Source organism: Saccharothrix xinjiangensis, from assembly GCF_039527585.1.
GTDB lineage: Bacteria > Actinomycetota > Actinomycetes > Mycobacteriales > Pseudonocardiaceae > Actinosynnema > Actinosynnema xinjiangensis.
Genome location: NZ_BAAAKE010000021.1, coordinates 72,118 through 99,103, shown reverse-complemented (window position 1 = coordinate 99,103; position 26,986 = coordinate 72,118). Strand labels below are relative to the sequence as shown.

Genomic DNA, 26,986 nt, shown 5'->3' with positions numbered 1-26,986 from the left:
AATTCCTACTTCAGCCCCAGCTCCCGGGCGATCAGCATCTTCTGGACCTCGCTGGTCCCCTCGCCGATCTCCAGGATCTTCGCGTCCCGGTAGAACCGCCCCACCGGGAACTCGTTCATGAACCCGTACCCGCCGAAGATCTGGGTCGCCTCGCGCGCGTTGTCCATCGCCGCCTCCGACGACACCAGCTTCGCGATCGCCGCCTCCCTCTTGAACGGCTCGCCGCGCAGCATCTTCGTCGCCGCCTGGTAGTACGCCAGCCGCGAGGTGTGGGCGCGCGCCTCCATCTCCGCGATCTTGAACTGGATGGCCTGGTACTCGCCGATCTTGCGGCCGAACGCCTCGCGCTCCCCCACGTACCTCAGGCACTCGTCCACGCAGCCCTGCGCGAGCCCCACGCCGATCGCGGCGATGGCGATCCGGCCCTCGTCCAGGGTCTGGAGGAACTGCGCGTACCCCCGCCCCCGCTCGCCCACCAGGTTCCCCGCCGGCACGCGGCAGTCCTGGAACGACAGCTCGCGCGTGTCCGACGCGTTCCACCCGACCTTGGAGTACTTGCGCGACACGGTGAACCCGGGCGTGCCGGACGGCACGATGATCGCCGAGATCTCCGGTTTGCCGCTCTCCCGCCGCCCGGTCACGGCCGCGACCGTCACCAGGCCGGTGATGTCCGTGCCCGAGTTGGTGATGAACGCCTTGGTGCCGTTGACGACCCACTCGTCCCCGTCGAGCACGGCGGTGGTGCGCAGCGCGCCCGCGTCCGACCCGCCGCCGGGCTCGGTGAGGCCGAACGCGCCCAGCACCTCGCCCGCCGCCATGCGCGGCAGCCACCGCTCCTTCTGCTCGTCCGAGCCGAACCGGTACACCGGCATCGCGCCCAGCGACACACCGGCCTCCAGCGTGATCGCCACCGACGAGTCGACCCGCGCCAGCTCCTCCAGCGCCAGGCACAGCGCGAAGTAGTCGCCGCCCATGCCGCCGTGCTCCTCGGGGAACGGCAGCCCGAACAGGCCCATCCGCCCCATCTTGGCGACGATCTCGTACGGGAACTCCTCCCGCTCGTAGAACCCGCCGATCACGGGCGCGACCTCGGCCCGCGCGAACTCCTCGACGGTCTTGCGCAGCGCCTCGTGTTCCTCGTCAAGACGGAAGTCCAACATCGTTCTCACTCCTGGTGGGGCACGACGACGGCTAGGGTCTGGTCCAGCGCGACCTGGTGGCCCGCCCGGACGTGCACTTCGGCGAGCACACCGGCCACGGGGGCCGTGACGGTGTGCTCCATCTTCATCGCTTCGACCACGAACAGCGGCTGTCCCGCGACCACCTCGTCACCGGCGGACGCGCGCGCCACGAGCACCGTGCCCGGCATGGGGCTGGTCACCGTCCCGCCGGCGGCGCCGCCCGCGGTCGCGGCGACCTCGGACGGCAGGGTCTCGGTCAGCGCCCACGAGCGCCCGCCGGCGCCGAGCCACAGCACGTCGCCGGACCTGGCCATCGCGTACCGGCGGGTGCCGACGACCAGCGCGCCGTCCTCGACGGAGGCCTTGAGGCGCACCGGTTCCCGGCCGTCGACCGACACCTCGTCGCCGCGCACGCGCACCGGCACGCCGTCGATCAGCCACGTGGTCCACGCGTGCTCGCCGACCCGCCAGCCGTCGCCGCGCTCCCACGGGTCGTCGCCGCGCAGCGACAGCTGCCGCTCCAGCGCCGCCGCGGCCAGCACCTCGTCCGGCCGGTCGACGGCCACCAGCTCGTCGAGCTTGCGCTCCACCAGGCCGGTGTCCAGCGCGCCCGCCCGCACGTCCGGGTCCTTCAGCAGCGCCCGCAGGAACGGGATGTTCGTCGTCACGCCCAGCAGCACCATGCGCCCGAGCGCGGCGTCCAACCGCCGCAGCGCCTCCTCGCGCGTGTCGCCGGACGCGACGACCTTGGCCAGCATGGGGTCGTAGTCGCTGCCGACGGTCAGCCCGACCCTCAGCGCCGAGTCCACCCGCACGTCACTGGGCTCGTCCAGCGCCAGCACGGTGCCGCCGGTCGGCAGGAACCCGCGCGCCGGGTCCTCCGCGTAGACCCGCGCCTCCACGGCGTGCTTCTCGAAGGACCGCACGTCGTCGAGCCGGAGGTGCTCGCCGGCCGCGACGCGCAGCTGCTGCTCGACCAGGTCCACGCCGGTGGCCAGCTCGGTGACCGGGTGCTCGACCTGGAGCCGGGTGTTCATCTCCATGAAGTGGTAGTCGCCGGAGACGCCGTCGACGATGAACTCGACGGTGCCCGCGCCGACGTACCCGACGGACCGCGCCGCCTCCACCGCCGCCCGACCCATCGCCTCCCGCACCTCGGGCGTGAGCAGCGGCGACGGGGCCTCCTCGATGATCTTCTGGTGCCGCCGCTGGAGGCTGCACTCGCGTTCCCCGAGGTGGATGACGCGGCCGTGCGCGTCGGCCAGGACCTGGATCTCGACGTGCCGCGGGTTGGTCACGAACCGCTCGATGAGCAGGGCGTCGTCGCCGAACGACCCGCGCGCCTCGCGCCGCGCCGACTCGATCGCGTCCCGCAGCCCGGACGGCTCGCGGACCAGCCTCATGCCCTTGCCGCCACCGCCCGCGGACGGCTTCAGCAGCACCGGGAACCCGATCTCGCCGGCCGCCTCCACCAGGTCGTCGTCGGTCATGCCGACCGCGGCGCGCCCCGGCACCACGGGCACGCCGGCCGCCGCCACGGTCAGCTTGGCGCGGATCTTGTCGCCCATCGCCTCGATCGCCTCGGCGGGCGGGCCGATGAACACCAGGCCCGCCTTCTCGCAGGCCCGCGCGAACTCGGCGTTCTCGGCCAGGAACCCGTACCCGGGGTGCACGGCCCGCGCGCCCGTCGACACCGCGGCCTCGACCACCCGCTCGATCGACAGGTAGCTCTCCCGCGCCGCCGCCGGGCCGAGCCGCACCGCCTCGTCCGCCAGCCGCACGTGCGGCGCGTCGGCGTCCGCGTCGCTGTGGACCGCGATCGACCGGATGCCGAACCGCCGCAGCGCCCGGACCACCCGCACCGCGATCTCGCCGCGGTTGGCCACCAGAACCGACTCGAACATCCCCATCACATCCGGAAGACGCCGTAGGAAACGGGCTCGATCGGCGCGTTGGCCGCGGCGGACAGCGCGAGGCCCAGGACGGTCCGGGTGTCCATCGGGTCGATCACGCCGTCGTCCCACAGCCGGGCCGTGGAGTAGTACGGGTTGCCCTGGTCCTCGTACTGCCGCCGGATCGGGGCCTTGAACGCCTCCTCGTCCTCGGCGGACCAGGGGTCGCCGAGCTGGTCGCGCCGCACGGTGGCCAGCACCGACGCCGCCTGCTCGCCGCCCATCACCGAGATGCGGGCGTTCGGCCACATCCACAGGAACCGGGGCGAGTAGGCCCGCCCGCACATCGAGTAGTTGCCCGCGCCGAACGACCCGCCGATCACCACGGTGAACTTCGGCACCCGCGCGCACGCCACCGCCGTCACCATCTTCGCGCCGTGCTTGGCGATGCCCGCCGCCTCGTACTCGCGGCCGACCATGAACCCGCTGATGTTCTGGAGGAACACCAGGGGCACGGAGCGCTGGTCGCACAGCTGGATGAAGTGCGCGCCCTTCAACGCGGACTCGCCGAACAGCACGCCGTTGTTGGCGACGATGCCGACCGGGTGGCCGTGGACGCGGGCGAACCCGGTGACCAGCGTGGCGCCGTAGTCCTTCTTGAACTCCTGGAACCGGCTGCCGTCGACCACTCGGGCGATGACCTCGCGCACGTCGTAAGGGGTGCGGCTGTCGGTGGGCACCACGCCGTACAGCTCGGCGGGGTCCACGACCGGCTCGACGCTCGGCTCGACCCGCCAGGGGCGCGGCGGGCGGGGACCCAGCGTGCCGATGATGGAGCGCACGACGCGCAGCGCGTGCCCGTCGTCCTCGGCGAGGTGGTCGGTGACGCCGGAGGTGCGCGAGTGCAGCTCGCCGCCGCCCAGCTCCTCGGCCGTGACGACCTCGCCGGTCGCGGCCTTCACCAGGGGCGGGCCGCCGAGGAAGATCGTGCCCTGGTTCCGCACGATGACCGCCTCGTCGGACATCGCGGGCACGTACGCGCCACCGGCCGTGCACGAGCCGAGGACGGCCGCGACCTGCGGGATGCCCCGGGCGGACATGGTGGCCTGGTTGAAGAAGATGCGGCCGAAGTGCTCGCGGTCGGGGAACACCTCGTCCTGCTTCGGCAGGAACGCGCCGCCGGAGTCCACGAGGTAGGCGCAGGGCAGGTTGTTGTGCAGCGCCACCTCCTGGGCGCGGAGGTGCTTCTTGACCGTCATCGGGTAGTAGGTGCCGCCCTTGACGGTGGCGTCGTTGGCGACGACCACGACCTCGCGGCCCGACACGCGCCCCACGCCGGTGATGACGCCCGCGGCGGGCGCCTCGTCGCCGTACATGCCGCCCGCGGCCAGCGGCGAGAGTTCGAGGAACGGCGAACCGGGGTCGAGCAGGGCGTCGACGCGGTCGCGGGGCAGCAGCTTGCCGCGCGCGACGTGCCGCTCGCGGGCCTTCTCCGGGCCGCCGCGCGCGGCGTCGCGGAGCTTGGCGCGCAACTCGTCCACCAGGCGCGCGTGCTCGTCGTGGTAGCGCCGGAAGGCGTCGGCCGACTTGTCGGCCGCGCTGCGCAGCACCGGGGCGTCCATGGGCTCCTCGTGGTTAGCCGTCGTTAACCTATGAGGATGTTAGCGCCTGTTAACGCCAGGGGACAAGCGAGAGGGGGCCGCCGACTGCGGCCCCCTCTTCGGTGTTCCCGACAACCGGGCAGCGATCACCGGTCAAAATCTGTCAGTTGTCATCCGTCAGTTGTCAGTCGTTATCTGCCGGCTGTCAGTTGTCAGTTGTCGACTGCCGGTTGCCGGCCGGCGGTTGTCGGCCGGCGGCGGTCAGCCGGCGGCCGAGGTGAACTGCGGCAGGTAGCCGAGGCGCTGGCCGTTGCGGTTCGGGTGGTAGGACTCGTCGACCGGCCAGGACAGGCTGTTCAGCCACCAGTCCGACGAGCAGATCTCGTGCCCGGTGAACGCGCCGCGCAGGTCGCGGTAGGTGAAGGACTTCGCCGCCGCGCGGGCCGAGATGACCTGGTGCAGGGTGTCGGCGGCGGAGTTGATCGCGGCCCGCTTGGTGTCGCTCAGGCCGACCGAGCAGGAGCCCGGCACCTTGTACAGGCGCGGGTAGCCCAGCACGACGACCTTGGCGGACGGCGCGCGGTTGCGGATCTGGGTGTAGACGTTGTCGAGCTGGCCGGGCAGGGTGCCGGTGGCGTAGGCCTTGGCCTGGTTCACGCGGTTCGCGCAGGTCGTGTCCGTGCCCAGGGTGCAGGTGGTGATCACGTCGGAGAAGCCGGCGTCGTTGCCGCCGACCGAGACGCTGACCAGGGACGTCGACGAGCTGAGCGCGCTGACCTGGTTGTTCAGCACGTCGCCGGTGCGGGCGCCGGAGCAGGCGACGAACTTGAAGGACGCGGGCGCGTTCGAGGCCGCCCAGAGCGCCGGGTAGGCGTACTGGCTGCGCTTGCAGCTGCCCGAGTCGCTGTAGTAGGTGCCGGTGCCGGTCCCCGAGGAGTAGGAGTCGCCGAGCGCGACGTAATTGGCGCCGGCCGCCTGGGCCGGCGTGACGAGCGCCAGCGTCGCGGCGAACGCGACCGCGGCGCTGGACAGGGTTTTGACAAGGCGCATCGGAGACTCCCGGAGGGAAACAACGCAGGGTGTGATGCAGTGCACAACAACAGTTACCAGCAGTTAGACCCGACCAAGAAGAGTGGGTCAAGAGTTAACAACCGGTTACCCCAGGTAGTTAACGATCTCCACGTGGCACCCGCGTTAACGGACGTTTACCCGGGGTGGTCGGGCCGCTTAAGATGGGCGCCGTGCCGGACGTACCCGTGAAGCAGAGCCGCCGTGACCAGATCCTGGCCGCCGCCGCCGAACTATTCGCCCGGCACGGCTTCCACGGCGTCGGCATCGACGACATCGGCGCGGCGGTGGGCATTTCCGGACCCGCGCTCTACCGGCACTTCCGCAGCAAGGACGCGATGCTGGGGGAAATGCTCACGCAGATCAGCGAACGCCTGCTCGACGGCGGGCTGGCGCGCGTCGCGGTGTCCCGCGACCCGGAGCACGCGCTGCGCGAGCTGATCCGCTGGCACGTCGACTTCGCGCTGGACGACCCGGCGCTGATCACCGTGCAGATCCGGAACCTGGCCAACTTGACCGACCCCGACCGGCGGCTGGTGAGAGCGCTCCAGCGGCGCTACGTGGAGGTGTGGGTCGAGACGATCCGCAAGACCTCGCCGGAGGTGGACGAGCCGACCGCGCGGGCCGCCGCGCACGCCGTGTTCGGCCTGATCAACTCGACGCCGCACAGCGCCCACCTCGACCGGGAGCAGATGGCGAAGCTGCTGTCGCGGATGGCCCTGGCCTCCCTGTCGGGCGCGACCGCCTGAGCACCCGGAACCTCGCTCGGCGCCGACCGGCCCCGGGCACCCGAACCCGGCCCGCCCCCGATCGCCTGATCGGCGGTGGGGTCAACCCCACCCCGACAGGGGGCTCAACCGGTTGGCGGCGCGCGACGCCGATCCGTAGCCTGGACGGCCGATGGATGACGAAGAGGGGAAGACCACCGGGGGGTGGCCGGGCTTCCGGTCGTTCGCCCGCTTACCGGCCTGGTTCCGCTTCGCCCTGATCACCCTGGCCGTCTTCGCCTGCGGCGTCATCGCCTCCCGCCCCGCGGGCGCCACCGACCCGCCACCGCTCACCGGGGACGTCGCCGTCGCCGCCCGCGCCGTCACCGCGATGGTCAACCCCTCCACCACCAGCCCTCTGGCCGAGTTCCCCGCCGACTTCACCGAGGTCGTGCACCGCACCCCGCGGGTCGTCACCGCCCCGGACGGCACCACCCGCGCCATCGACCCCGGCGGCGGCTGCTCGGGACCCGCCGGCGACACCGAGTGGGACTTCGGCACCGGCTGCAAGGCCCACGACCTGGGCTACGACCTCCTCCGCTACGCCGAGAGCAAGGGCCGCCCCCTGGACCGGCAGGCGCGCGAGGCCCTGGACACCCGCCTCATCCTGGACATGCGCGGCCAGTGCGACCGCAACCCGCGCGGCAACCCCGGCCGGTGCCACGCCACCGCCCAGCTCTACACCGCGGGACTGGAGTTCAACTCCTGGCGCCAGCGCTGGGGACCGCCGGGGCACGAACCGGTGCTGGCCTGGGGCTTCGGCAGCGCCGTCGTCGTCTTCCTGCTCGTCGCCCGCCTGCCGCGCCGCCGCGAGCCGCCCGGTCCGCCGCCGGAGCCGCGGCAGCCCGACCGCTACGCCACGTTCCTGCGCCTGGCCGCCCTGGGCCTGGTCGTCGTCGGCCACTCGGTGCTGACCGTGACGCACTGGGCGGGCGCCGACCCGCACTGGCTGTGGCTGCTCACCTGGTTCCTCCAGGCCATCCCGGTCTTCTACTTCGCGGGCGGCCACGCCAACCTGGTCAGCTGGCACGCCGTCCAGGCCGGGCACGGCGGCTACGGCCGCTACCTGGCCGCCCGCACCTCGTGGCTGCTGCGCCCGGTGCTGGCGTTCGTGCTGGCCTGGCTGGTCCTGCCGCTGCCGCTCGAACTGCTCGACGTGGACAAGTCCCGGGTCGAGCTGTTCGGCAGGCTCATCGCCCACCCGCTGTGGTTCCTCGGCCTCTACCTCGTCGCCGTGGCCGCCACCCCGGTGATGGCCCGGCTGCACCGCGACGCCCGCCTGCTCACGCCGGTCGCGCTGGTCGCCCTGATGATCCTGGTCGACGCGCTGCGCATCGGCTCCGACTGGCACACCGGCGGCCACCTCAACCTGCTCCTCGGCGCGCTGCTGCTCCAGCAGCTCGGGTTCCACTACGCCGACGGCAGCCTGCTGCGCCTCCCCCGCCGCGTCCTCGCCCTGCTCGCGGTCGCCGCGGTGCCCGTGCTCCTGGCGCTGATCACGCTCGGCGGCTACCCGCGCACCATGATGGCGCTGCCCGGCGAGCGGACCTCCAACCTCAACCCGCCGACCGTCTGCCTGCTGGTGCTCGGCCTGGCCCAGATCTGCGTGGTGCTGCTGCTGCGCCCCCGCGTGGCCGCGTGGCTGGAGGGGCACCGGCAGTGGCGGGTCGTCGAGTTCACCCGCGCCGCGCCCATGACGGTCTACCTCGGCTACCTCACCGCGCTCGCCGCGGTGGTCGGGCTGCTCGGCGTGCTCGACGGGCCCGCCGCGTTCGGCTGGGTCGTCCACCGGCCCCGCTGGACGGCCGTGCTCGTGCTGCTGCTCCTGCCCGTGCTGCTGCTGTTCCACCGCTTCGAGCGCGGCGCCACCCACCTGCCGTCCCGGACCAGGGAGACCCACCGCACCCGGCTGGCCGTCACCCTCGGCGTCGGCTACGGCGTGCTGGGCGTGCTCGGGTTCGTCGTCACCGGGTTCGCGGGCACGGCGGGCGTGCTGGTGGTGTTCCGGGTCGACCCGCTCCAGAACCTGATCCACCTGCTGCTCGGCTGGTACCTGCTGCACACCGCCCACTCGGGCGGCTGCCACACCCGCCGGCCCTGGCTGCTGACCGCGCTGGCCTGCGTGCCGCCGCTGCTGGTGCTCCGGCCGTCCGCCGCGGAGGTCGCCCTGCACGGCGCGACGATCGCGGTCGCGCTGCTGGCGGCGCTGCCGAAGCAGGACCAGGCGCACGGCGAGGAACAGCGGCAGCCGCGTGAGGCGCTCCAGCAGCCGTAGCCGGTCGTCCGCACCGCCCGCCGCGGCAGGCCGCGCAACGACAGTCCGAACAGGACCAGCGCCCGCGCGCCGAGCAGCACCGCCACCGGCGCGACCGGCCGCCGCACCTGCGCCGCGGACGCCGACGCCGCTCCACCGCGATCGTCGCACGCACCCCGAACCCCCGTCGCCGGTCGGCCCGACCACCACCCGTCCGGGTCCGGGGTGTCGGCGCAGTCGGCACCCCAGGTGATCGACACGGCCAGGGCCCGGGCGGGCGCCGGCGCCACGCCGAGGCGGGAGACCCCGAAGATCCGCGTGCGGTCGCGGAGCAGCACGACCCGGAGGAAAGTGCGGATCATGCGCCTGATGGCAGGTCGGCCCGGGTACCCCGGCACGTGCCCCCGCAGATCGACATACCCGAGTAGCACCCCGGCGGACAAGGCGTTGCTTCAGCCGAACACCACCGGGTAGGCAATAGGCAAGAGCTGTGCACACCCACTCACCCTCGGAAGATGGCCGCATGCACCCGCAGCAAGATCCGGACCGCCGCGCACGGCTCCAGGCCGTGGCCGCCGAGGCCCTGACCGCCGCCAAGGCCGGTGAGGACGCGGTCGCGGTCGACCTGGTCACCGGCTACCTCAGCGGTTCCCCGGAGGGCAACGAGGAGATCCGGGAGCTGGTCCTGCTGCTGTTCTCCGAGTGCAGCGAGATGGTCGCCGCGCTCGGGTCGGGCGGCGCGACACCGGTGAAGATGCAGGTCTTCGACGAGGACGGGCAGGAGGTGCCGATCGACGACGCCGACCCGCCGGTCCGCACCGCCATCCGCACGCTGCTCGCCGAGGTGCACGGCGACCAGGAGGCGGCGGCCGAGCAGATCGAGATCGCGCTGGCCAACGGGCAACCGCAGGAGCTGGCCACCGTGGTGCTCCAGGCGCTGCGCTGGACGGTGAAGCTGGCCGCCGAGTGCCAGACGCGCGACCTGCCGGTGTCGCCGTGGATCGCCGCCGCCCTGGACGAGTGACCGCTTCCGGCGCCGCTGCCCACTTCCGCGGGTCGGACTCCCGCACGTGATCGACGCGGAGCCCTGACCGGTCGGTCCGCGGCCTCGGCGGCTGGGGCGGCGCCGGACCCGACTCCGGACCGCACCACCCCGCAAGCGCTTGCGGGCGCGTGCCAGGAGGTCGTCGGCACCTGCGGGCTCCAGGACGGGCTGCCGGGTGTCGTCGACCTGCTCGGGCATCGCGCGGCCGGACCGGGAGTCCACCCGCGTCACCGCGGGCTGCCGACCCCCTCCAGCAGCTCGCCCACCAGCGCGGCCACCTGGTCCACCTCGATGAGGAAGGCGTCGTGGCCGTGAGGCGAGGTCACCACGCGGAGCCCGCCCGCGCCGGGCACGGCGTCGGCGACCTCCCGCTGGAGGCGCAGCGGGTAGAGCCGGTCCGAGTCGACGCCCGCCACGATCGTGCGCGCGGTGACCCGGCCCAGCGCCGCCCGCACGCCGCCCCGGCCCCGGCCCACGTCGTGGCCGTTCATGGCCTCGGTCAGCACCGCGTAGCTCTCCGGGTCGAACCGGCGGGCCAGCTTGTCGGCGTGGTGGTCCAGGTAGGACTCGACCGCGAACCGCCCGTCCGGCTGCACCTCGCGCCCGAACCGGGCGTCCAGCTCCGGCTCGCTGCGGTAGCTGATGTGGGCGATCCGCCGGGCCACGCCCATGCCGCGCACCGGGTCCAGCTCGATGGCCCGCAGCTGCGCCGAGGCCAGCGCGACGTTCTCCGCGGTCGACGCCGCGGGCGCGGCCAGCACCAGCAGCGACCGCACCCGGTCGGGCTCGGACACCGCCCACTCCAGCGCGCGCATCCCGCCCATGGACCCACCCAGCACGGCCGCCCACGACCCGACGCCCAGGTGGTCGGCCAGCAGCACCTCGGCCGCCACCTGGTCCCGCACCGACACTCGGGGGAACCGCGGGCCCCACGGCCTGCCGTCCGGCGCGGCGGCCCACGGCCCGGTGGTGCCCTGGCAGCCGCCCAGCACGTTCGGCGCGACCACGAACCACTCGGCGGGGTCCAGCGCCCGACCCGGCCCGACCAGGCCGTCCCACCAGCCCGGCGTCGGGTGACCCGGCTCGACCCCGCCCGCCACGTGGCTGTCGCCGGTCAGCGCGTGCAGCACCAGCACCGCGTTCGAGCGGTCCGCGTTCGGCTCGCCCCACGTCTCGTAGGCGATCTTCAGGGGCAGGCCGGGCAGGGCGCCGCGGAACCAGCGCCTGCGCCCGTCGGGGTCCCCCTCGCGCCACCCGCCGGCGGCGCGAGGGGTCTTCCCGACGGTGGCCCCGAGGTCCGGAGCGGTCGTCACAGCACCGACTTCGCGGCGCGGAAGCCCGCCTCCAGGTCCGCCTTGAGGTCCTCCACGCCCTCGATGCCGACCGACAGCCGGATCAGGCCCGGCGTGACGCCGGCGACGGCCTGCTCCTCCGCGGTGAGCTGGCTGTGCGTGGTGCTGGCCGGGTGGATGACCAGGCTGCGGACGTCGCCGATGTTGGCGAGCTGGCTGAACAGCTCCAGGCCGTCCGCGAACGCCCGGCCCGCCTCGACGCCGCCGCGCAGCTCGAAGGACACGATGCCGCCCTGGCCGTCCGGCAGGTACTTCCGCGCCAGCTCGTGCCACGGGCTGGACTCCAGGCCCGCGTAGTGCACCTTCTCCACCTCGTCGCGCGACTCCAGCCAGCGGGCCAGCTCCAGCGCGTTGGCCGAGTGCCGCTCCAGGCGCAGCGACAGCGTCTCGATGCCCTGGAGGACCAGGAAGCTGTTCAGCGGCGCGATGGCCGCGCCGGTGTCGCGCAGGCCCTGCACGCGCAGCTTGGCGGCGAACGCGCCGTGGCCGAGCGCGGGCCAGTACCGGAGGCCGTGGTAGCTGGGGTCGGGCTCGTTGAAGTCGGGGAACCGCTCGGCGTCGGAGAACTCGAACCGGCCGCCGTCGACCACCACGCCCGCGATGGCGTTGCCGTGGCCGCCCAGGTACTTGGTGGCGGAGTGGATCACGATGTCCGCGCCGTGCTCCAGGGGCCGCAGCAGGTAGGGCGTCGGCACGGTGTTGTCCACGACCAGCGGCACGCCCGCCTCGTGCGCCACCTCGGCCACGCCCTCGATGTCCAGCACGTTGCTGCGCGGGTTGGCCAGCGACTCGGCGAAGAACGCCTTGGTGTCGGGCCGCACGGCCGCGCGCCACGCGTCGAGGTCGTCGGGGTCGTCCACGAAGGACACCTCGATGCCGAGCTTGGGCAGCGTGTAGTGGAACAGGTTGTAGGTGCCGCCGTAGAGGGAGGCGCTGGAGACGAGGTGGTCGCCCGCGCGGGCGAGGTTGAGGATCGTGGCGGTCTCGGCGGCCTGGCCGGAGGCGAACGCCACCGCCGCGATGCCGCCCTCCAGCGCGGCGACCCGCTGTTCGAGCACGTCCTGGGTGGGGTTGTTGATGCGGGTGTAGATGTTGCCGGGCTCCGCGAGGCTGAACAGCGCCGCGCCGTGCGCGGTGTCGCGGAACACGAACGAGGTGGTCTGGTAGATCGGCGTCGCCCGGGCGCCGGTGGCGGGGTCGGGCGCGGCGCCGGAGTGGACCTGCTTGGTGTCGAACGACCAGGACATGCCGGGGGCTCCTGTCAGGCTGGGGTGGTGAAGAGGGCACGCCGAAGGGGGGACGGCGGTGCTGGAACGAGGTGGATCAGCCGAGGCGACAGGCCGTGCTGGTGACGCGCACGTGATCCACGTGCCGTCGCTTCACCAGCAGACTCATGGGGCTGAACGTAGCGGTGCGTGACCGCCCACGACAGGGCGTCCACGTCGTGGGAAGCCTAGGGTTCCCCGCATGCGCACCGCACTGATCGGCTACGGGCTCGGCGGAGCCGCGTTCCACGCACCGTTCCTCGACGCGACGCCCGGCCTGGAGCTGGCCGCCGTGGTCACCGGCAACGCCGGGCGGCGGGCCGAGGTGGCCGCCCGCTACCCCGGGGCGGAGCTGATCGCGTCGCCCGACGAGCTGTGGGCGCGGGCCGACGAGTTCGACCTGGCCGTGGTGACCACGCCCAACCGCTTCCACTCCGGGCACGCCCGCGCCGCGCTGGAGCACGGCCTGGGCGCGGTGGTCGACAAGCCGTTCGCGGCGACCGCGGCCGAGGCCCGCGGGCTGGTCGACCTGGCGGCGTCCCGCGGCCTGCTGCTCGCGCCGTTCCACAACCGGCGGTGGGACGGCGACTTCCGCACGGTGGCGCGGCTGGTCGGCGAGGGCGCGCTGGGCCGCGTGCACCGGTTCGAGTCGCGGTTCGAGCGGTGGCGGCCGGAGGTCAAGGACTCCTGGAAGGAGTCCGGCGACCCGGCCGACCTGGGCAGCGTCGTCTACGACCTGGGCACGCACCTGGTCGACCAGGCGATCGCCCTGTTCGGGCGGCCCACCGCCGTGTACGCCGAGGTGCGGACGCTGCGGGCGGGCGCGAAGGCGCACGACGACGCCTTCCTCGCGCTGACCCACACCACCGGCGCGGTGTCGCACCTGTGGACGTCGGCGCTGGCGGCCTCGCTCGGGCCCCGGTTCCGGGTGCTGGGCGACCGGTCGGCGTTCGTGAAGTCCGGCATGGACCCGCAGGAGGAGGCGCTGAAGGCGGGCGCGACGCCCGGCGGACCCGGCTGGGGCGAGGACGACCGGGAGCGCTGGGGCCTGCTGGGCGACGCGCCGGTGCGCACCGAGCCCGGCGCGTACCAGGACTTCTACGCGGCCGTCGCGGCCGGTCGGGCCCCGGTGCCCGGCGCGGACGCGGTGGCCGGGCTGGAGGTCGTGGAGGCGGCGTTCGAGTCGGCGCGGACGGGCGCGGTCGTCCGGCTCGCCGACTGACTCCCGGTCGTGGCGGTCCCCGGTCGTGGCGGTCTCGGGGCCGCGTGTTCCCGGCGCGACGAGGGCGCACTCACCTACTCGCAGGTAACGGGACTATCGGCCCGACTGGCGTGAACCTTGAGCGGAACCACACTTTTCGGTGAGATAACTGGAGGAGGCGGTGCGAGAGGCCCATCGTGGGCACATGGCACCACTTCCCGTCCTCGCGGCGATCGCCGCACTGGTACCCGGTTTCACCGTCCCGGAGTCGAACTTCATGCTCAGCTCGACGCGTGACGGCACCCTCCAGATCGTGAACCTCGTCTGCGAGCCGAACGGCGGCCTGCACCCCAGGGCGGACGAGACCTGCTCCATCCTGTCCGAAGTGGACGGTGACGTCGCCGGCCTGGTCCCCGGCGACGGGGCCTGCACGCTGGAGTACGCCCCCGTGCGGGTCAAGGCCATCGGCAAGTGGCGCGGCGAGAAGCGCACGTTCGAGGCGGAGTTCCCGAACGCCTGCGTGATGCGCTCGCACACGGGCCCGGTCTTCGACTTCTGACCACCGCAGTCCCCGCGACCACCGGCCCACACGCCCGGGAAGGGGGCCACGACACCGCCGCCGAAGTCGTGGCCCCCTCCTCGGGTTGACGAGGTCCTCGGACCTCTCGCCGTTGACGTTAGGGAGTCGGTCACACCAGCGTCAACGAAGTTCACATCGGTGAAACCGCGCCGGCGCGTCCCGTCCCCGCCGGGGATCACGCAGCGGCGGGTCGCCTGCTCCACCCGAGTGATCGGACCTCTCCCCCACCGGCGCACCGTCTCAGCAGGTCCGATCCATCCTCCGGCCCAGTCGCCCGGGGGATGACGATGGGTGACCTCCGGCTCTGCGCGGTCGGCGTTCCGGTGACGTTCCCGGCACTGGCCACCGGGCACGCGGTTGGTGTTCGGCCTGCGCGTCGGACTGGTCCGCACCGCGCCGGCGCGCCTGCTCGGCCCGCGGGTGGTGGTGGCGGTGTGCCGGCCGAGCGGTTGACGCTGGTCGCGGACCGCTGCCAACCTGGTCCGATGGGGGAAGCGGACGTGGCGCGGCGGGCGTGGGCGGCGCCGCTGCTGTTCTTCGGGGTGGCGACGCTGCTGGTGCTGCCGCTGTACCGGCCGGGCGGGTCGGGGCGGCGCGGCGGCGACGTCCTCTCGCAGGCGGTGAACCTCCCGGACCTGCGCCACCCGACCGCGGTCGGCCTCTACTGGGTGGCCGTGCTCCTGGTGGGCGCGTGGGTGGTGGCGCGGGGCCTCGGGTACGCGACACCCGCGGGCGCCTACCTGGCCGCGGCCGGTGTCGGCTGGGCGGCCCTGCCGGCGAGCACCGCCCTGCACGACCTGCCGCGCTGGTGGACGGGCACCGGCACGGGCGTGATCCTGCTGGCCGCGGCGGCCGCGCTGTGGCGGCGCGGGGTGCTGTACCCGACGCTGGTCGTGGCGCTGCTCGGCGCGGCCGTGCTCGTGGCGTCGCACCCGGCGGTCGGCCCGCTGATCGCCCTCGGCGTCGGCCTGTTCGCGCTGGCGGACGCGGTGCCCGACAACGCCCTGCGGACCACCGTGGCGGCGTTCGCGGTGGCGCTGTGCCTGTCGGCGGCGGCCGCGCCCGTCGAGGCCGGCTCGGCGTGGGCGCTGGCCGGCCCACTGGCGCTGCCGGGGCTGGTGCTGGTCCTGGGCGGGGCGGTCGGCCTGCGCAGGCCCGCGGTCCGGGTGGGATCTAGCCTTCGGGCATGAGCATCCACGACATCCCGGTCCACACCCTGTCCGGCGAGGCGTCCAGCCTGGGTTCGCTGGCCGGCAAGGCGCTGCTGGTGGTCAACGTCGCGTCGCGGTGCGGCCTGACGCCGCAGTACAAGGGCCTGGAGCGCCTGCACGAGAGGTACGCGGAGCGCGGTTTCTCGGTGGTCGGTTTCCCGTGCAACCAGTTCGCGGGCCAGGAGCCGGGCACGGCGGAGGAGATCGCCACGTTCTGCTCGACCACGTACGGGGTGACGTTCCCGCTGTTCGAGAAGGTCGACGTGAACGGCCCGGACCGGCACCCGGTGTACGAGGAGCTGACCGCCGTGCCGGACGGCTCCGGCGCGGCCGGTGACGTGCAGTGGAACTTCGAGAAGTTCGTGCTGTCCCCGACCGGTTCGGTGATCGCCCGCTTCCGCCCGACCACCGACCCGGAGGCGGACGAGGTGGTGGCGGCGGTCGAGTCGGCGCTGCCGCGCTAGTCGACGGAGCGGTGCGGCGCGGTGGAGGACGCGCGTCCGGCACGCCGGACGCGACCGAGGTTCAGATGCGGTCACTGGCGCGTTCGGCGACCAGCACCGCCGCTGCACCCGCCCCCGCCACCAGCAGCATCCCGACCGCCGCCTCGACCGCCCGCTGCCGCCCCGCCTCGTCGCCCCACAGCCACAGCATCACGCAGGCCGCGGCCAGCAACCCGACCGCCGGCCCGACGCACACCACGCCGCGCCGGTAGCTGCACCACCACGTGCAGCCCCCGGCGTACTCGTGGCGGCACAACCGCTGGCCACGCGCATCCCGCGGCAACTGGACGGCCTTCACCTCAGGTCCCGTCCGCACAGCTGGCAGCGGTCACGACCCGGCGCCGGGGACGGCACGTGCACGCCGCCCTCCCCGGCAGGACACGGCTCAACGCTCATCCCCCGAGTGTGACACCGACCTCCCGGGCACCCGTGGTGCGCCACTGCAACAGGCCACACCCGGCCCACGCGCCAACGCGGGGCCGGGTGTCACCGCGACCGTCAGCACTCGATCACGTTCACCGCCAGCCCGCCCCGGGCCGTCTCCTTGTACTTGTCCTTCATGTCCCGGCCGGTCTCCCGCATGGTCTTGATGACCTTGTCCAGCGACACGAAGTGCGACCCGTCCCCCCGCAGCGCCATCCGCGCCGCCGTGATCGCCTTGATCGACGCCAGCGCGTTCCGCTCGATGCACGGGATCTGCACCAGCCCGCCGATCGGGTCGCAGGTCAGCCCGAGGTTGTGCTCCATCGCGATCTCGGCCGCGTTCTCGACCTGCTCCGGCGTGCCGCCCAGCACCTCGGCCAGCCCGCCGGCCGCCATCGAGCAGGCCGAGCCCACCTCGCCCTGGCAGCCCACCTCGGCGCCCGAGATCGACGCGTTCTCCTTGAACAGCACGCCGATGGCGCCCGCGGTCAGCAGGAACCGCACCACGCCGTCGTCCGAGGCGCCCGGCACGAACCTCGCGTAGTAGTGCAGCACCGCGGGCACGATGCCGGCCGCCCCGTTGGTCGGGGCCGTCACCACCCGGCCGCCCGCGGCGTTCTCCTCGTTCACCGCCAGCGCGAACAGCGTCACCCAGTCCATCACCCGCAGGGGGTCGGTGGCGTAGTGCTCGGCCGCCAGCAGTTGCCGCATCTCCGCGGCCCGCCGCCGGACCTTCAAGCCCCCGGGGAGGACGCCGGTCTCGGTGCAGCCCCTCTCGACGCAGTCCTGCATGACCCGCCAGATGTGCAGCAGGCCGCCCCGGACCTCGGTCTCGTCGCGCCACGACAGCTCGTTGGCCAGCATCACCCCGCTGATCGGCAGCCCGGTCTCGCGGGTCCGCGCCAGCAGCTCGTCGCCGGACTTGAACGGGTGCGCCAGCGCCGTCCGGTCCGCCTTGATCCGGTCGGCGCCGGCGGCCGTCTCGTCGACCACGAAACCGCCGCCGACCGAGTAGTACACCGCCGAGTCGACGACCTCCGACCCGGCGTGAGCGGTGAAGCTCATGCCGTTGGGGTGCAGCGGCAGCGACTTGCGCCGGTGCATGACCAGGTCGTCGTCCTCGGTGAAGGCGATCTCCCGCGCACCGCCCAGCCGGAGCCTGCCGGACGCGCGGATCTCCGCGACCCGGGCCTCGGCCGCCGCCGGGTCGACCTCCTCCGGCCGGTGCCCCTCCAGCCCGAGGAGCACCGCCTTCGGGCTGCCGTGGCCGTGGCCGGTCGCGCCGAGCGAACCGAACAGCTCCACCCGCACCCGGTTCACGGACGCGAGCGCGGGCCGCAGCCTGGCCGCGAACATCGTCGCCGCGCGCATCGGGCCGACCGTGTGCGAGCTGGACGGGCCGATGCCGACGGAGAACAGGTCGAACACGCTGATGGCCACGATCAGGCCTCGGTCAGTTCCGCGTACTTCGCCGCGGTCAGCAGCCCGGTGGCCTCCTCGACCGCCACCTTGAACAGCCAGCCGCGCCCGTACGGGTCGTTGTTGATCAGCGACGGGTCGGTGACCACGGCCGGGTTGACCTCGACGACCTCGCCGGTGACCGGCGCGAACAGCTCGCTGACCGACTTGGTGGACTCCAGCTCGCCGCACACCTCGCCGGACGTCACGCGGGTGCCCGCCTTGGGCAGGTCGACGAACACGATGTCGCCCAGCGACTCGGCCGCGTACGAGGTGATGCCGATCGCCACGGGGTCCTGGGCGCCCGGCGCCCAGTCGACCCACTCGTGCTCGGGCGTGTACAGCAGCTTCTCCGGAAAGGTCACGACAGCGCTCCCTGGGTGGTGGTCCTGGTTCCCCCACTCTGTCCTGGGACCTGAGAGCTTCGCCGCACGAAGCTGCGGCTTGCACCGTGGGTGCGCGCTGTGGAGCACGCTTTCCAGAGTCGCCTCACCCGAGCGGTTCTCGCTGCCTGAGAGTGTGCGGGGTGCTTGCTCCTTCGGCGCCCCGGGACGGTGCCCGGGGTCTCTCCCGCGCGGGTTCCGGCGTCTCTGCGCGACGCCGCGGCCGATGTTCAGTTGACTTGCCCGCACGCTAGGTGGCGGGTGGGACGGGTGTCAACGCGCCGGTCGACTTGTCCTGCCGGCACAACCGGGCCCCCGGCCGTTCGTGCCGGGAGCACGATGACACCGCGAACCGGGTAACCGACCTTTGGTGCAACGACGGCCGAAGGAGCCCACCGTGCGGATCGCAGTTCCCCGCGAGATCAAGAACCACGAGTACCGCGTCGCGCTGACCCCGGCGGGCGCCCACGAGCTGACCACGCGCGGCCACGACGTCTACGTGGAGGCGGGCGCCGGGCTCGGTTCGGCCATCACGGACGAGGAGTACCTCGCCGCCGGCGCCAAGGTGCTGGCGAGCGCGGACGACGTGTGGACCGAGGGCGAGCTGGTGCTCAAGGTCAAGGAGCCGGTGGCCGAGGAGCACCCCCGGCTGCGCGAGGGCCAGGTCCTGTTCACCTACCTGCACCTGGCCGCCGACCGGCCGCTGACCGAGGCGCTGCTGGCGTCCCGCACCACCGCCATCGCCTACGAGACCGTGCAGAGCCCGAACGGCGCGCTGCCGCTGCTCGCCCCGATGTCCGAGGTCGCGGGCAGGCTCGCGCCGCAGGTGGGCGCGTTCGCGCTGATGAAGCCCTCCGGCGGCCGGGGCGTGCTGCCCGGCGGCGTGCCCGGCGTGCACCCGGCGCGCGTGGTCGTCATCGGCGGCGGCGTGGCGGGCCTGAACGCGGCCACCATCGCCGCGGGCATGGGCGCGGACGTCGAGATCCTGGACACCAACGTCGACCGGCTGCGGCACGTCGACGCCCTGTTCCAGGGCCGGCTGCGCACCGTCACGTCCACCCGGTACGCGGTCGAGCAGGCCGTGCGCGAGGCCGACCTGGTGATCGGCGCGGTGCTGGTGCCCGGCGCCAAGGCCCCGAAGCTGGTGTCCAACGAGCTGGTGGCGCAGATGAAGCCCGGCTCGGTGCTGGTGGACATCGCGATCGACCAGGGCGGCTGCTTCGCCGACTCGCGGCCCACCACGCACGCCGACCCGACCTACCAGGTCCACGACTCGGTCTTCTACTGCGTGGCCAACATGCCCGGCGCGGTGCCGCGCACGTCGACCTACGCGCTGACCAACGTGACCCTGCCGCACGCCGTGGCGCTGGCCGACCGGGGCTGGAGGGAGGCGCTGCGCGCGGACGCGTCGCTGGCCCTGGGCCTGAACGCGCACGAGGGCGCGCTGACCAACCGGCCGGTCGCCGAGGCCCACGACCTGGAGCACACCGCGGTCGAGATCTGATCCGGGAGCCCACGAGCTGATCCGGGAGAAGAGAGGGCCCCGCTCACCTACCGTGAGCGGGGCCCTCGACGTGAGAGGCGGCCCGCTCAACCAGCCTGGGGGTCACTGGGAGCGGGCCGCGCTGCCAATCCTAGCCGGAGTTCGGGGGCCCTGCCCAGCGGGCCCACCGGTCCGGCCCACACCACCCGCCACCTGAACCACGGTGCGTGCACGTGGTTCAAGCGAACGAGTGAATCTAGACGGTAACGGGTAAGTCACGGCGGCTCGTCGGCCGATGGACAGGTCTGGGAACCCGCGTCGCTACGCAGCGGGGTCGTCCGCTCGCGCGGCGAGGCGCCGCGCCACCTCCGATCGGAGTGCCGATGGCTCAACCACAGGACTGGATCGACTGCCACGACCCGTTCGGGCGGGACCGGTCGATGACCGTGATCGTCGAGGACGACCGGGTGCTCCTGGTCTCCCCGCCCGGCGAATCGGCTGTGATGTCCGTCACCCAAACCCGCCGACTGCACCGCCTGCTCGACCAGGCCGCGGACAGGATGTGAGCGTCTTGGACGAAGCCCTGCGGGCCGCGGTGCTGCGCCGGTTGGCGCTGCTCGACGAGGCCGCCGAGCGCGGTGAGGCCGACTCGCTGGTGCCGCTCGCGCGCGCCGAGATCCACCGCCTGGCCGACGGCTGGCGGCTGCTGCTGACCGTGCACCAGCAGGGTCCGGACGGCCGCTGCCGGGCGTGCCCCGGCGTGCTGCGGAACAAGAGGTGGCCGTGCCAGGTGTGGACGATGGCGCACCAGCACCTCATCGGCGAGGGCTCCACGCACCGGGAGCGGCGGCGCGCGCGGCGGTCGGCGCACCGCGCGGCGCACCGCGCGGAGGAGGTGCCGGGGACCGCGCCCGGCGGTCCGGCGGGCGGCGTGGTGGGCGGCCTGCCCGGTGACCTGTTCGGCGGGCTGCCCGGTGGTCCGCCGGGGAATCCGTCGGGGGACCCCGAGGCCACCGCGGAACTGCCCGTGGTGGTGTCGAAACCACGACATGCCCTCCCCGAGTGATCCCGCTAAGGCAGGATGACGCCCGGTAGGAGCAATCCGGGAGGGACGCGTGCACGACGGCAGTGGCCGCATCGTGGTGCAGGGCTTGACCAAGCAGTTCGGTCCGGTCGCGGCGGTGCAGAATCTCAGCTTCACGGTGGAACCCGGTTCCGTGACCGGCTTCCTCGGACCCAACGGCGCGGGCAAGACGACGACCCTGCGCATGCTGCTCGGCCTGGTGACCCCGACCGCGGGCACCGCCCTGATCAACGGCAGCCCTTTCGACCGGCTCGGCAACCCCGGCCGGGTGGTCGGCGCGGTGCTGGAGGCGCAGGGCTTCCACCCCAAGCGCACCGCGCGCAACCACCTCCGGGTCTACGCCGCCGCGATCGGCGTGCCGGACGCGCGGGCCGACCAGGTGCTCCAGCTCGTGGGGCTGGGCGCGGCGGGCGACCGCAAGGCGGGTGAGTTCTCGCTCGGCATGAAGCAGCGGTTGGCGCTGGCCACCGCGCTGCTGGGCGACCCGCAGATCCTCGTGCTCGACGAGCCGGCCAACGGGCTCGACCCCGAGGGCATCGCCTGGCTGCGGTCGTTCCTCCAGTCGTTCGCGCGCAGCGGGCGGACCGTGCTGATCTCCAGCCACCTGCTGGCCGAGGTCGAGCAGACCGTGGACCAGGTGGTCATCATCAGCCGCGGCCAGACCATGTTCTACGGGCCGCTGGACAACCTGCGGGCGCAGCAGCAGGCGCGGGTGCTGGTGCAGCCCTCGGACGCGGGCGCGCTGGTCGCGGCGTTGCGCGAGCAGGGCGTCGCGGGCATCGAGCAACTGCCGGACGGGCGGATCGCGATCACCGGGGTCGAGGTCCAGCAGGTCGCGGACGTGGCGCTGAAGGCGGGCGTGTCGATCTACGGGATCGAGGAGGAGAGGGCCGACCTGGAGCGGCTGTTCTTCCAGCTCACCAGCGGTCAGTACGCGGGGCAGGACCAGTACGCGGCGCAGGGCCAGTTCCCGCCGGGCCAGTTCCCGGGGCAGTTCCCGCCGGGGCAGGGTCAGTTCCCGGGGCAGCAGCAGGGCAGCGGGTACTACGCGCCGCCGCCCGGTTACCAGCAGCAGGGGTACCAGCAGCCCGGTTACCAGCAGCAGCCCGGTTACCAACAGCCCGGTTATCAGCAGCCCGGCTACCAGCAGCAACAGCAGCAGCCGAACCCGTACGCGCCGCCCGGCACCGGGCAGCAACAGCCGGACAACCCCTACGGGCAGCAGCAGGGTGGTGCGTGATGGGCAACCTGATCAAGGCGGAGTTCCGCAAGACCACCACCACGGGCCTGTGGTGGGGCCTGATGATCCCGACCGTGCTGCTCGCGCTGGGCTGGGCGCTCGGCACGGGCGCCATCGGCCGGAGCATCATGGACGTGGTCAGCAGCTCCGAGGCCGAGGAGCTGACCAGGCTGCTCGGGGTCGACCCGGCGCAGTGGCAGGTGTCGGTGTTCGGCATCGCGCGCAGCATCAACGTGGCCACCGTCTTCCCGATGATCTTCGGCGGCCTGGCGATCTCGAACGAGATCAACCGCAAGACGATCACCACCACGTTCCTGACCTCGCCCAACCGGGTGGCGGCGCTGACCGCGAAGATGGTCGTCTACATCGCGTGGGGCGCGATCTACGGCCTGGCGATCGTGGCCTCGGTCAGCATCGGCATCGCGCTGACCTCGGACTCCGGCGCGCTGCCGAGCGCGGGCGGCTGGCTGGCGCTGGCCGGTGTCGGCGTCCTGGCGTCGATCCTGATGACGATGTTCGGCGTCGGCGTCGGCGCGCTGATGACCAGCACCGCGGCGACCACCGTGGTGCTGCTGCTCTACATGCTGATCATCGAGAACGGCCTCCAGCTGGTGCTGGCGGCGCAGGAGCTGCCGGACGTCATCGGCTTCCTGCCCAACGGCGCGGTGAACGGCATGACCGGCTCGGTGGCGTCGTCGCTGTTCCTGGCCAACGCGGGCGTGGTGCCGGACGAGCTGGTGGACGTGCTGCGGGCCGTCGCGGGCGCGCTCGGGGCGTTCGACTGGTGGCTGAGCGGGTTGGTCTTCCTGGTGTGGTCGGCGCTGTTCTTCCTCGCGGGCTGGGCGGCTACGCAGCGCAAGGACATCACGTGATCCTCACCTGATCAGGTGATCTTGAAAGGACCAAGGGCCACCCCGGGATTTCCGGGGTGGCCCTTGGCACTCCGCCGCGGCCGGAAAGTGTCGGGCCCCGGACCTAATGTGGAGCCGTGAACACCTCCGACGGCTGGATCAAGCGACTCGCCAGGGCCTGCTGGCGGCACCGCTCCCTCGTGGTGCTGTCCGTGCTGGCCGCCGTCGTCGGCGTGGGTTTGCAGGCCGCCGGGCCGCTGCTGGTCAAGGCCGCCGTCGACGACGCCGTCGCCGGCCGCACGGACCGCCTGACCTGGCTCGCGGTCGTCCTGGTCGGGCTGGAGCTGCTGACCTTCGGCTCCGCGTTCGTGCGCCGCTACCTGGGCGGGCGGCTGGCCGTCGACGTGCAGCACGACCTGCGCCAGGCCGTGTTCGGCGCGGTGCAGCGGCTGGACGGGCCGAAGCAGGACGCGCTGCGCACCGGCCAGGTGGTGTCCCGCTCGATCACCGACCTCCAGCTGGTCAACAGCCTGCTGTCGATGACGCCGCTGGCGTTCGGCACGGTCGTGTTCGCCGTGGCCGCGCTGGTGGCGATGTTCTGGCTGTCGCCGCTGCTCACCCTGATCGCGCTGGTGATCGTGCCCGCCGTCGGCGTGGTCGCGGCCCGCAGCAGGCTGACCCTGTTCCCGGCCACCTGGTCGGCCCAGCAGCGGGCGGCCGACGTGGCGCAGCACGTCGAGGAGACCGTCACCGGCGTGCGCGTGGTGAAGGGCTTCGGGCAGGAGGCGCGCGAGGTCGCCCGGCTGGAGGGGCGGGCCAGGGTGCTGTTCGCCGAGCGGATGCGGGCGGCCCGGCTGACCGCGAAGCCGGCGGCCACCCTCGCCACGCTGCCCTACCTGGGCCAGGTGGCGGTGCTGGCGCTGGGCGGCTGGCTCGCGCTGCGCGGCGAGGTGACCCTGGGGACGTTCGTGGCGTTCGCCACCTACGTGGCGAACCTCGTCGGCCCGACCAGGCTGCTGTCGAGCCTGATGGTGACCGCCCAGCTGGCGCGGGCGGGCGTGGAGCGGGTGTACGAGCTGATCGACTCCCAGCCGGACGTGGTGGACGGCGCGCGCGACGTGCCGCCCGGACCGGTGTCGGTGGAGCTGCGGGACGCGTCGTTCGGGTACACGCGCAGCGAGCCGGTGCTGTCCGGGGTGTCGCTGCGGGTCGAGCCGGGCGAGACGCTGGCGGTCGTCGGCACGGCCGGGTCCGGCAAGTCGACGATCTCGTTGCTGCTGCCCCGCTTCTACGACGTGCAGTCCGGCGCGGTGTCGGTGGGCGGCGTGGACGTGCGGGAGCTGCGCCTGGAATCGCTGCGCCGGACCGTGGGCGTGGTGTTCGAGGAGGCGTTCCTGTTCTCCGACACGGTGCGCGCGAACATCGCCTACGGCCTGCCGGACGCCTCGGACGAGCAGGTGCGGGCGGCGGCTCGGGCGGCCGAGGCGCACTCCTTCGTCGAGGCCCTGCCGAACGGGTACGACACGGTCGTCGGCGAGCGCGGGCTGACCCTGTCCGGTGGCCAGCGGCAGCGGGTGGCCCTGGCGCGGGCGCTGCTGTCGGACCCGCGCGTGCTGGTGCTGGACGACGCCACCTCCGCGGTGGACAACGCCACCGAGGCGGCCATCCACCGCACGTTGGCCGCGGTCACGGCGGAGCGGACCACGATCCTGATCGCGCACCGGCGGTCCTCGCTGGCGCTGGCGGACCGGGTCGCGGTGCTGGACGCGGGGCGCGTGGTCGACGTGGGGACGCACGAGGAGCTGCACGGGCGCTGCCGGCTGTACCGGGAGCTGCTGGCCGGGCCCGGTGAGGCGATCGAGCACGTGGACCCCCGGGCCGACGTGCCGCTGGAGCCCGGTTCGGGCGGGTTCACCCCTGAGCTGTGGCCCGGGTCCGGGGCGGGTTCGGATTTGGATTCGGACTCCGACGGGTTGGCCGTTCGCGCCGCGAACCGGTCGGTCTCCGCCGCGCCCGGTGGCCGGGGTGGCGGGGGCACGTCGGCGTTGCTGGGCGGCACCCCGCCGACGCCGGAGCTGATGGCCCGGGTGCGCGCCCTGCCGCCGGCCGTCGACGAGCCCGAGCTGGGGGGCGAGGACCCGGCCGCGCCCGATCCCGGCTTCCGGCTGCGCACGTTGTTGCGCCCGGTCCGGTGGGCGATGCTCGGGGTCGGGGGGTTGCTGCTGGTCGACACGTTGCTGGCGGTGGCCCTGCCCGGGTTGGTCCGGCTGGGGATCGACCGGGGCGTGGTGGGCGGCGCGCCCGGGTGGATCGTCGCGGTGGCCGGTGTCGGGTTCCTGCTGGTCGCCTTCGGGTGGGTGTCCGCCGCCGCGGGCGCCGTGGTGACGTCCCGGGTCGGCGAGCGGTTGCTGTACCTGCTGCGCGTGCGCAGCTACGCCCACTTGCAGCGGCTCGGCCTGGACTACTACGAGCGCGAGATGGCCGGGCGGATCATGACCCGGATGACCACGGACGTGGACGCGCTGTCCAGCTTCCTCCAGACGGGGCTGACCACGTTCGTGATCAGCGTGCTGACCGTGGTCGGCATCGCCGCGGCGCTGGTCGTGACCGATCCGGGGTTGTCGCTGGTGGCGCTGGCCGTGCTGCCGGTGCTGCTCGCCGCGACGGTGGTCTTCCAGCGCCTGTCGTCGGCGGCCTACGCGGAGGCGCGGGAGCGGGTCAGCGCGGTCAACGCCGACCTCCAGGAGAACGTGTCCGGGTTGCGCGTGGCCCAGGCCTACACGCGGGAGGGGCGGTCGGCCCAGGCGTTCGCGGAGCGCAGCGACGCCTATCGGCGGTCGCGCATCCGGGCCCAGCGGTACATCGCGACCTACTTCCCGTTCCTGTCGCTGCTGTCGGGGGTGGCGCAGGCGGCCATCCTGGTGGTCGGGGCCTACCGGGTGGCGGAGGGGACGCTGTCGCCCGGGGTGCTGTTGGCGTTCGTGCTGTACCTGGGGCTGTTCTTCTCGCCGCTGTACCAGCTGTCCGGGGTGTTCGACGGGTACCAGCAGGCCCGGGTGGGGTTGAGCCGGATCGGGGACCTGCTGCGGACGCCCACCTCGGTGCCGGAGGCCGCTTCGCCGGTGCCGGTGGCGGAGTTGCGCGGCGAGGTGGAGTTCCGGGACGTGTCGTTCGCCTACCGGGGCGCCGACCGGCCGGCGGTGGACCACGTGTCGCTCAAGGTCCCGGCCGGGGAGACGGTGGCGCTGGTCGGCGCCACCGGCGCCGGGAAGTCGACGCTGGTGAAGCTGGTCGCGCGGTTCTACGACGTGACCGGCGGGCAGGTGCTGGTCGACGGGGTCGACGTGCGGGACTACGACCTGTCGGCGTTGCGGCAGCGGCTGGGGGTCGTGCCGCAGGAGGCGCACCTGTTCGGCGGGGACGTCGCGGAGAACGTGGCCTACGCCCGGCCGGAGGCCTCACGCGGCGAGGTCGAGGCGGCGGTGCGGGCGGTGGGCGCGCTGCCGGTGGTCGCGTCGTTGCCCGCGGCGTTCCACCAGCAGGTGGGTGAGCGCGGGCAGGGGTTGTCGGCGGGGCAGCGGCAGTTGATCGCGCTGGCCCGGGCCGAGTTGGTGCGGCCCTCGTTGTTGCTGCTGGACGAGGCCACGGCGGCGTTGGACCCGGCTACCGAGTCGGCGGTGCTGGAGGCGGCCGACCGGGTGGCGGGGGCCGGGTCGCGGACCACGTTCGTGGTGGCGCACCGGTTGGCCACGGCGGCTCGGGCTGATCGGATCGTGGTGCTGGCGGAGGGGCGGGTGGTGGAGGTGGGCACGCACGCCGAGTTGGTGGCGGCTGGGGGGTATTACGCGCGGTTGTGGGCGCATGGGGTGGGAGAGGTTGTGCCCGAGGGGTTGGCTGGGGTTCGGGCTGGGATTCAGGCTGGGTGATGGTTCACGGGATTGAAGGGCTTGAAGGGCTTGAAGGGCTTGAAGGGCTTGAAAGCGGCGCTCGCCGCTGGGCAGGCCGCCGGGGAAGGGCGTGGGCTCGTGGTTTCCCCGTATGGCCTGCCTGAGGCAACCACACTCGTCAAGGGGTCCGCGAAGGGCGTGCGGACCCCTTGACAAGCGCGGTCGGGCTGCGCCCAGGCCATACGGGGAAACCACGA

22 protein-coding genes and 1 riboswitch are annotated in these 26,986 nt (G+C 73.3%); of the genes, 13 read left to right on the top strand and 9 right to left on the bottom strand.

Annotated features, from left to right (window positions below; all coding sequences use genetic code 11):
- Positions 1–5 precede the first annotated feature (5 nt).
- From ABD223_RS31195 to ABD223_RS31180, 4 genes are all read right to left on the bottom strand, one after another.
- Positions 6–1,160 carry an acyl-CoA dehydrogenase family protein gene (locus ABD223_RS31195; protein WP_344040211.1) on the bottom strand — a complete coding sequence of 385 codons (1,155 nt, stop codon included), beginning with the start codon at positions 1,158–1,160 and terminating at the stop codon, positions 6–8.
- Positions 1,161–1,165: 5 nt separating this feature from the next.
- A complete protein-coding gene (locus ABD223_RS31190; protein WP_344040209.1) occupies positions 1,166–3,085 on the bottom strand; it encodes an acetyl/propionyl/methylcrotonyl-CoA carboxylase subunit alpha in 1,920 nt (639 codons plus the stop codon).
- Positions 3,086–3,090: 5 nt separating this feature from the next.
- Positions 3,091–4,695, bottom strand: coding sequence for a carboxyl transferase domain-containing protein (locus ABD223_RS31185; protein WP_344040208.1), 1,605 nt, complete (start codon positions 4,693–4,695; stop codon positions 3,091–3,093).
- Positions 4,696–4,935: 240 nt separating this feature from the next.
- The gene (locus ABD223_RS31180) at positions 4,936–5,724 is read right to left on the bottom strand and encodes an SGNH/GDSL hydrolase family protein (RefSeq protein WP_344040207.1); all 789 of its coding nucleotides are present in this window, start codon (positions 5,722–5,724) and stop codon (positions 4,936–4,938) included.
- A gap of 191 nt (positions 5,725–5,915) precedes the next feature.
- On the opposite strand from ABD223_RS31180, the gene ABD223_RS31175 reads away from it, so the two are divergent.
- The 3 genes from ABD223_RS31175 (at position 5,916) to ABD223_RS31165 (ending at position 9,787) form a co-directional block, all read left to right on the top strand.
- The gene (locus ABD223_RS31175; protein ID WP_344040206.1) at positions 5,916–6,491 is read left to right on the top strand and encodes an SACE_7040 family transcriptional regulator; all 576 of its coding nucleotides are present in this window, start codon (positions 5,916–5,918) and stop codon (positions 6,489–6,491) included.
- A 151-nt stretch (positions 6,492–6,642) separates the two neighbouring features.
- Complete coding sequence (locus tag ABD223_RS31170; RefSeq protein ID WP_344040205.1) at positions 6,643–8,784, top strand: acyltransferase family protein; 2,142 nt, start codon at positions 6,643–6,645, stop codon at positions 8,782–8,784.
- A gap of 502 nt (positions 8,785–9,286) precedes the next feature.
- Complete coding sequence (locus ABD223_RS31165) at positions 9,287–9,787, top strand: hypothetical protein (protein ID WP_344040204.1); 501 nt, start codon at positions 9,287–9,289, stop codon at positions 9,785–9,787.
- Between the two features lie 248 nt (positions 9,788–10,035).
- Here the strand turns inward: ABD223_RS31165 and metX are convergent, their stop codons facing one another.
- Together metX and ABD223_RS31155 are read right to left on the bottom strand one after the other, a co-directional pair.
- Positions 10,036–11,121 carry a homoserine O-acetyltransferase MetX gene (gene metX / locus ABD223_RS31160; RefSeq protein WP_344040203.1) on the bottom strand — a complete coding sequence of 362 codons (1,086 nt, stop codon included), beginning with the start codon at positions 11,119–11,121 and terminating at the stop codon, positions 10,036–10,038.
- Positions 11,118–12,407, bottom strand: a complete 1,290-nt coding sequence (locus tag ABD223_RS31155) for a bifunctional o-acetylhomoserine/o-acetylserine sulfhydrylase (protein WP_344040202.1) — start codon at positions 12,405–12,407, stop codon at positions 11,118–11,120. The genes metX and ABD223_RS31155 overlap by 4 nt, the downstream gene beginning before the upstream one ends.
- 220 nt (positions 12,408–12,627) lie before the next feature.
- On the opposite strand from ABD223_RS31155, the gene ABD223_RS31150 reads away from it, so the two are divergent.
- The 4 genes from ABD223_RS31150 (at position 12,628) to ABD223_RS31135 (ending at position 15,881) form a co-directional block, all read left to right on the top strand.
- A complete protein-coding gene (locus ABD223_RS31150; protein ID WP_344040201.1) occupies positions 12,628–13,647 on the top strand; it encodes a Gfo/Idh/MocA family oxidoreductase in 1,020 nt (339 codons plus the stop codon).
- Positions 13,648–13,831: 184 nt separating this feature from the next.
- The gene (locus ABD223_RS31145) at positions 13,832–14,185 is read left to right on the top strand and encodes an SSI family serine proteinase inhibitor (RefSeq protein ID WP_344040200.1); all 354 of its coding nucleotides are present in this window, start codon (positions 13,832–13,834) and stop codon (positions 14,183–14,185) included.
- 506 nt (positions 14,186–14,691) lie between these two features.
- Entirely contained in the window at positions 14,692–15,396 is a 705-nt protein-coding gene (locus tag ABD223_RS31140) for a hypothetical protein (RefSeq protein ID WP_344040199.1), read from the top strand.
- On the top strand, positions 15,393–15,881 hold the full coding sequence (locus ABD223_RS31135) for a glutathione peroxidase (RefSeq protein WP_344040198.1): 489 nt from the start codon (positions 15,393–15,395) through the stop codon (positions 15,879–15,881). Before ABD223_RS31140 ends, ABD223_RS31135 begins: the two co-directional genes overlap by 4 nt.
- Before the next feature lie 61 nt (positions 15,882–15,942).
- Here the strand turns inward: ABD223_RS31135 and ABD223_RS31130 are convergent, their stop codons facing one another.
- The 3 genes from ABD223_RS31130 to gcvH all read right to left on the bottom strand — a co-directional run bounded on the left by ABD223_RS31130 (position 15,943) and on the right by gcvH (position 18,166).
- The gene (locus tag ABD223_RS31130; RefSeq protein ID WP_344040197.1) at positions 15,943–16,218 is read right to left on the bottom strand and encodes a hypothetical protein; all 276 of its coding nucleotides are present in this window, start codon (positions 16,216–16,218) and stop codon (positions 15,943–15,945) included.
- Positions 16,219–16,418: 200 nt separating this feature from the next.
- On the bottom strand, positions 16,419–17,783 hold the full coding sequence (locus ABD223_RS31125) for an L-serine ammonia-lyase (protein WP_344040196.1): 1,365 nt from the start codon (positions 17,781–17,783) through the stop codon (positions 16,419–16,421).
- A gap of 2 nt (positions 17,784–17,785) precedes the next feature.
- The gene (gene gcvH, locus ABD223_RS31120; protein WP_344040195.1) at positions 17,786–18,166 is read right to left on the bottom strand and encodes a glycine cleavage system protein GcvH; all 381 of its coding nucleotides are present in this window, start codon (positions 18,164–18,166) and stop codon (positions 17,786–17,788) included.
- Between the two features lie 123 nt (positions 18,167–18,289).
- A riboswitch (glycine riboswitch) is annotated at positions 18,290–18,384 on the bottom strand.
- 197 nt (positions 18,385–18,581) lie between these two features.
- Here gcvH and ald point away from each other — a divergent pair.
- The 6 genes from ald to ABD223_RS31090 all read left to right on the top strand — a co-directional run bounded on the left by ald (position 18,582) and on the right by ABD223_RS31090 (position 26,768).
- A complete protein-coding gene (gene ald, locus ABD223_RS31115; RefSeq protein WP_344040194.1) occupies positions 18,582–19,688 on the top strand; it encodes an alanine dehydrogenase in 1,107 nt (368 codons plus the stop codon).
- A gap of 362 nt (positions 19,689–20,050) precedes the next feature.
- Entirely contained in the window at positions 20,051–20,233 is a 183-nt protein-coding gene (locus ABD223_RS31110) for a hypothetical protein (RefSeq protein WP_344040193.1), read from the top strand.
- The gene (locus tag ABD223_RS31105) at positions 20,230–20,733 is read left to right on the top strand and encodes a hypothetical protein (RefSeq protein WP_344040192.1); all 504 of its coding nucleotides are present in this window, start codon (positions 20,230–20,232) and stop codon (positions 20,731–20,733) included. The genes ABD223_RS31110 and ABD223_RS31105 overlap by 4 nt, the downstream gene beginning before the upstream one ends.
- 49 nt (positions 20,734–20,782) lie before the next feature.
- On the top strand, positions 20,783–21,991 hold the full coding sequence (locus ABD223_RS31100; RefSeq protein WP_344040191.1) for an ABC transporter ATP-binding protein: 1,209 nt from the start codon (positions 20,783–20,785) through the stop codon (positions 21,989–21,991).
- A complete protein-coding gene (locus ABD223_RS31095; RefSeq protein ID WP_344040190.1) occupies positions 21,991–22,863 on the top strand; it encodes an ABC-2 transporter permease in 873 nt (290 codons plus the stop codon). The genes ABD223_RS31100 and ABD223_RS31095 overlap by 1 nt, the downstream gene beginning before the upstream one ends.
- A gap of 116 nt (positions 22,864–22,979) precedes the next feature.
- Positions 22,980–26,768: an ABC transporter ATP-binding protein gene (locus tag ABD223_RS31090; protein WP_344040189.1), complete on the top strand. Its 3,789-nt coding sequence runs from the start codon at positions 22,980–22,982 to the stop codon at positions 26,766–26,768.
- The last annotated feature ends 218 nt before the right edge of the window (positions 26,769–26,986 follow it).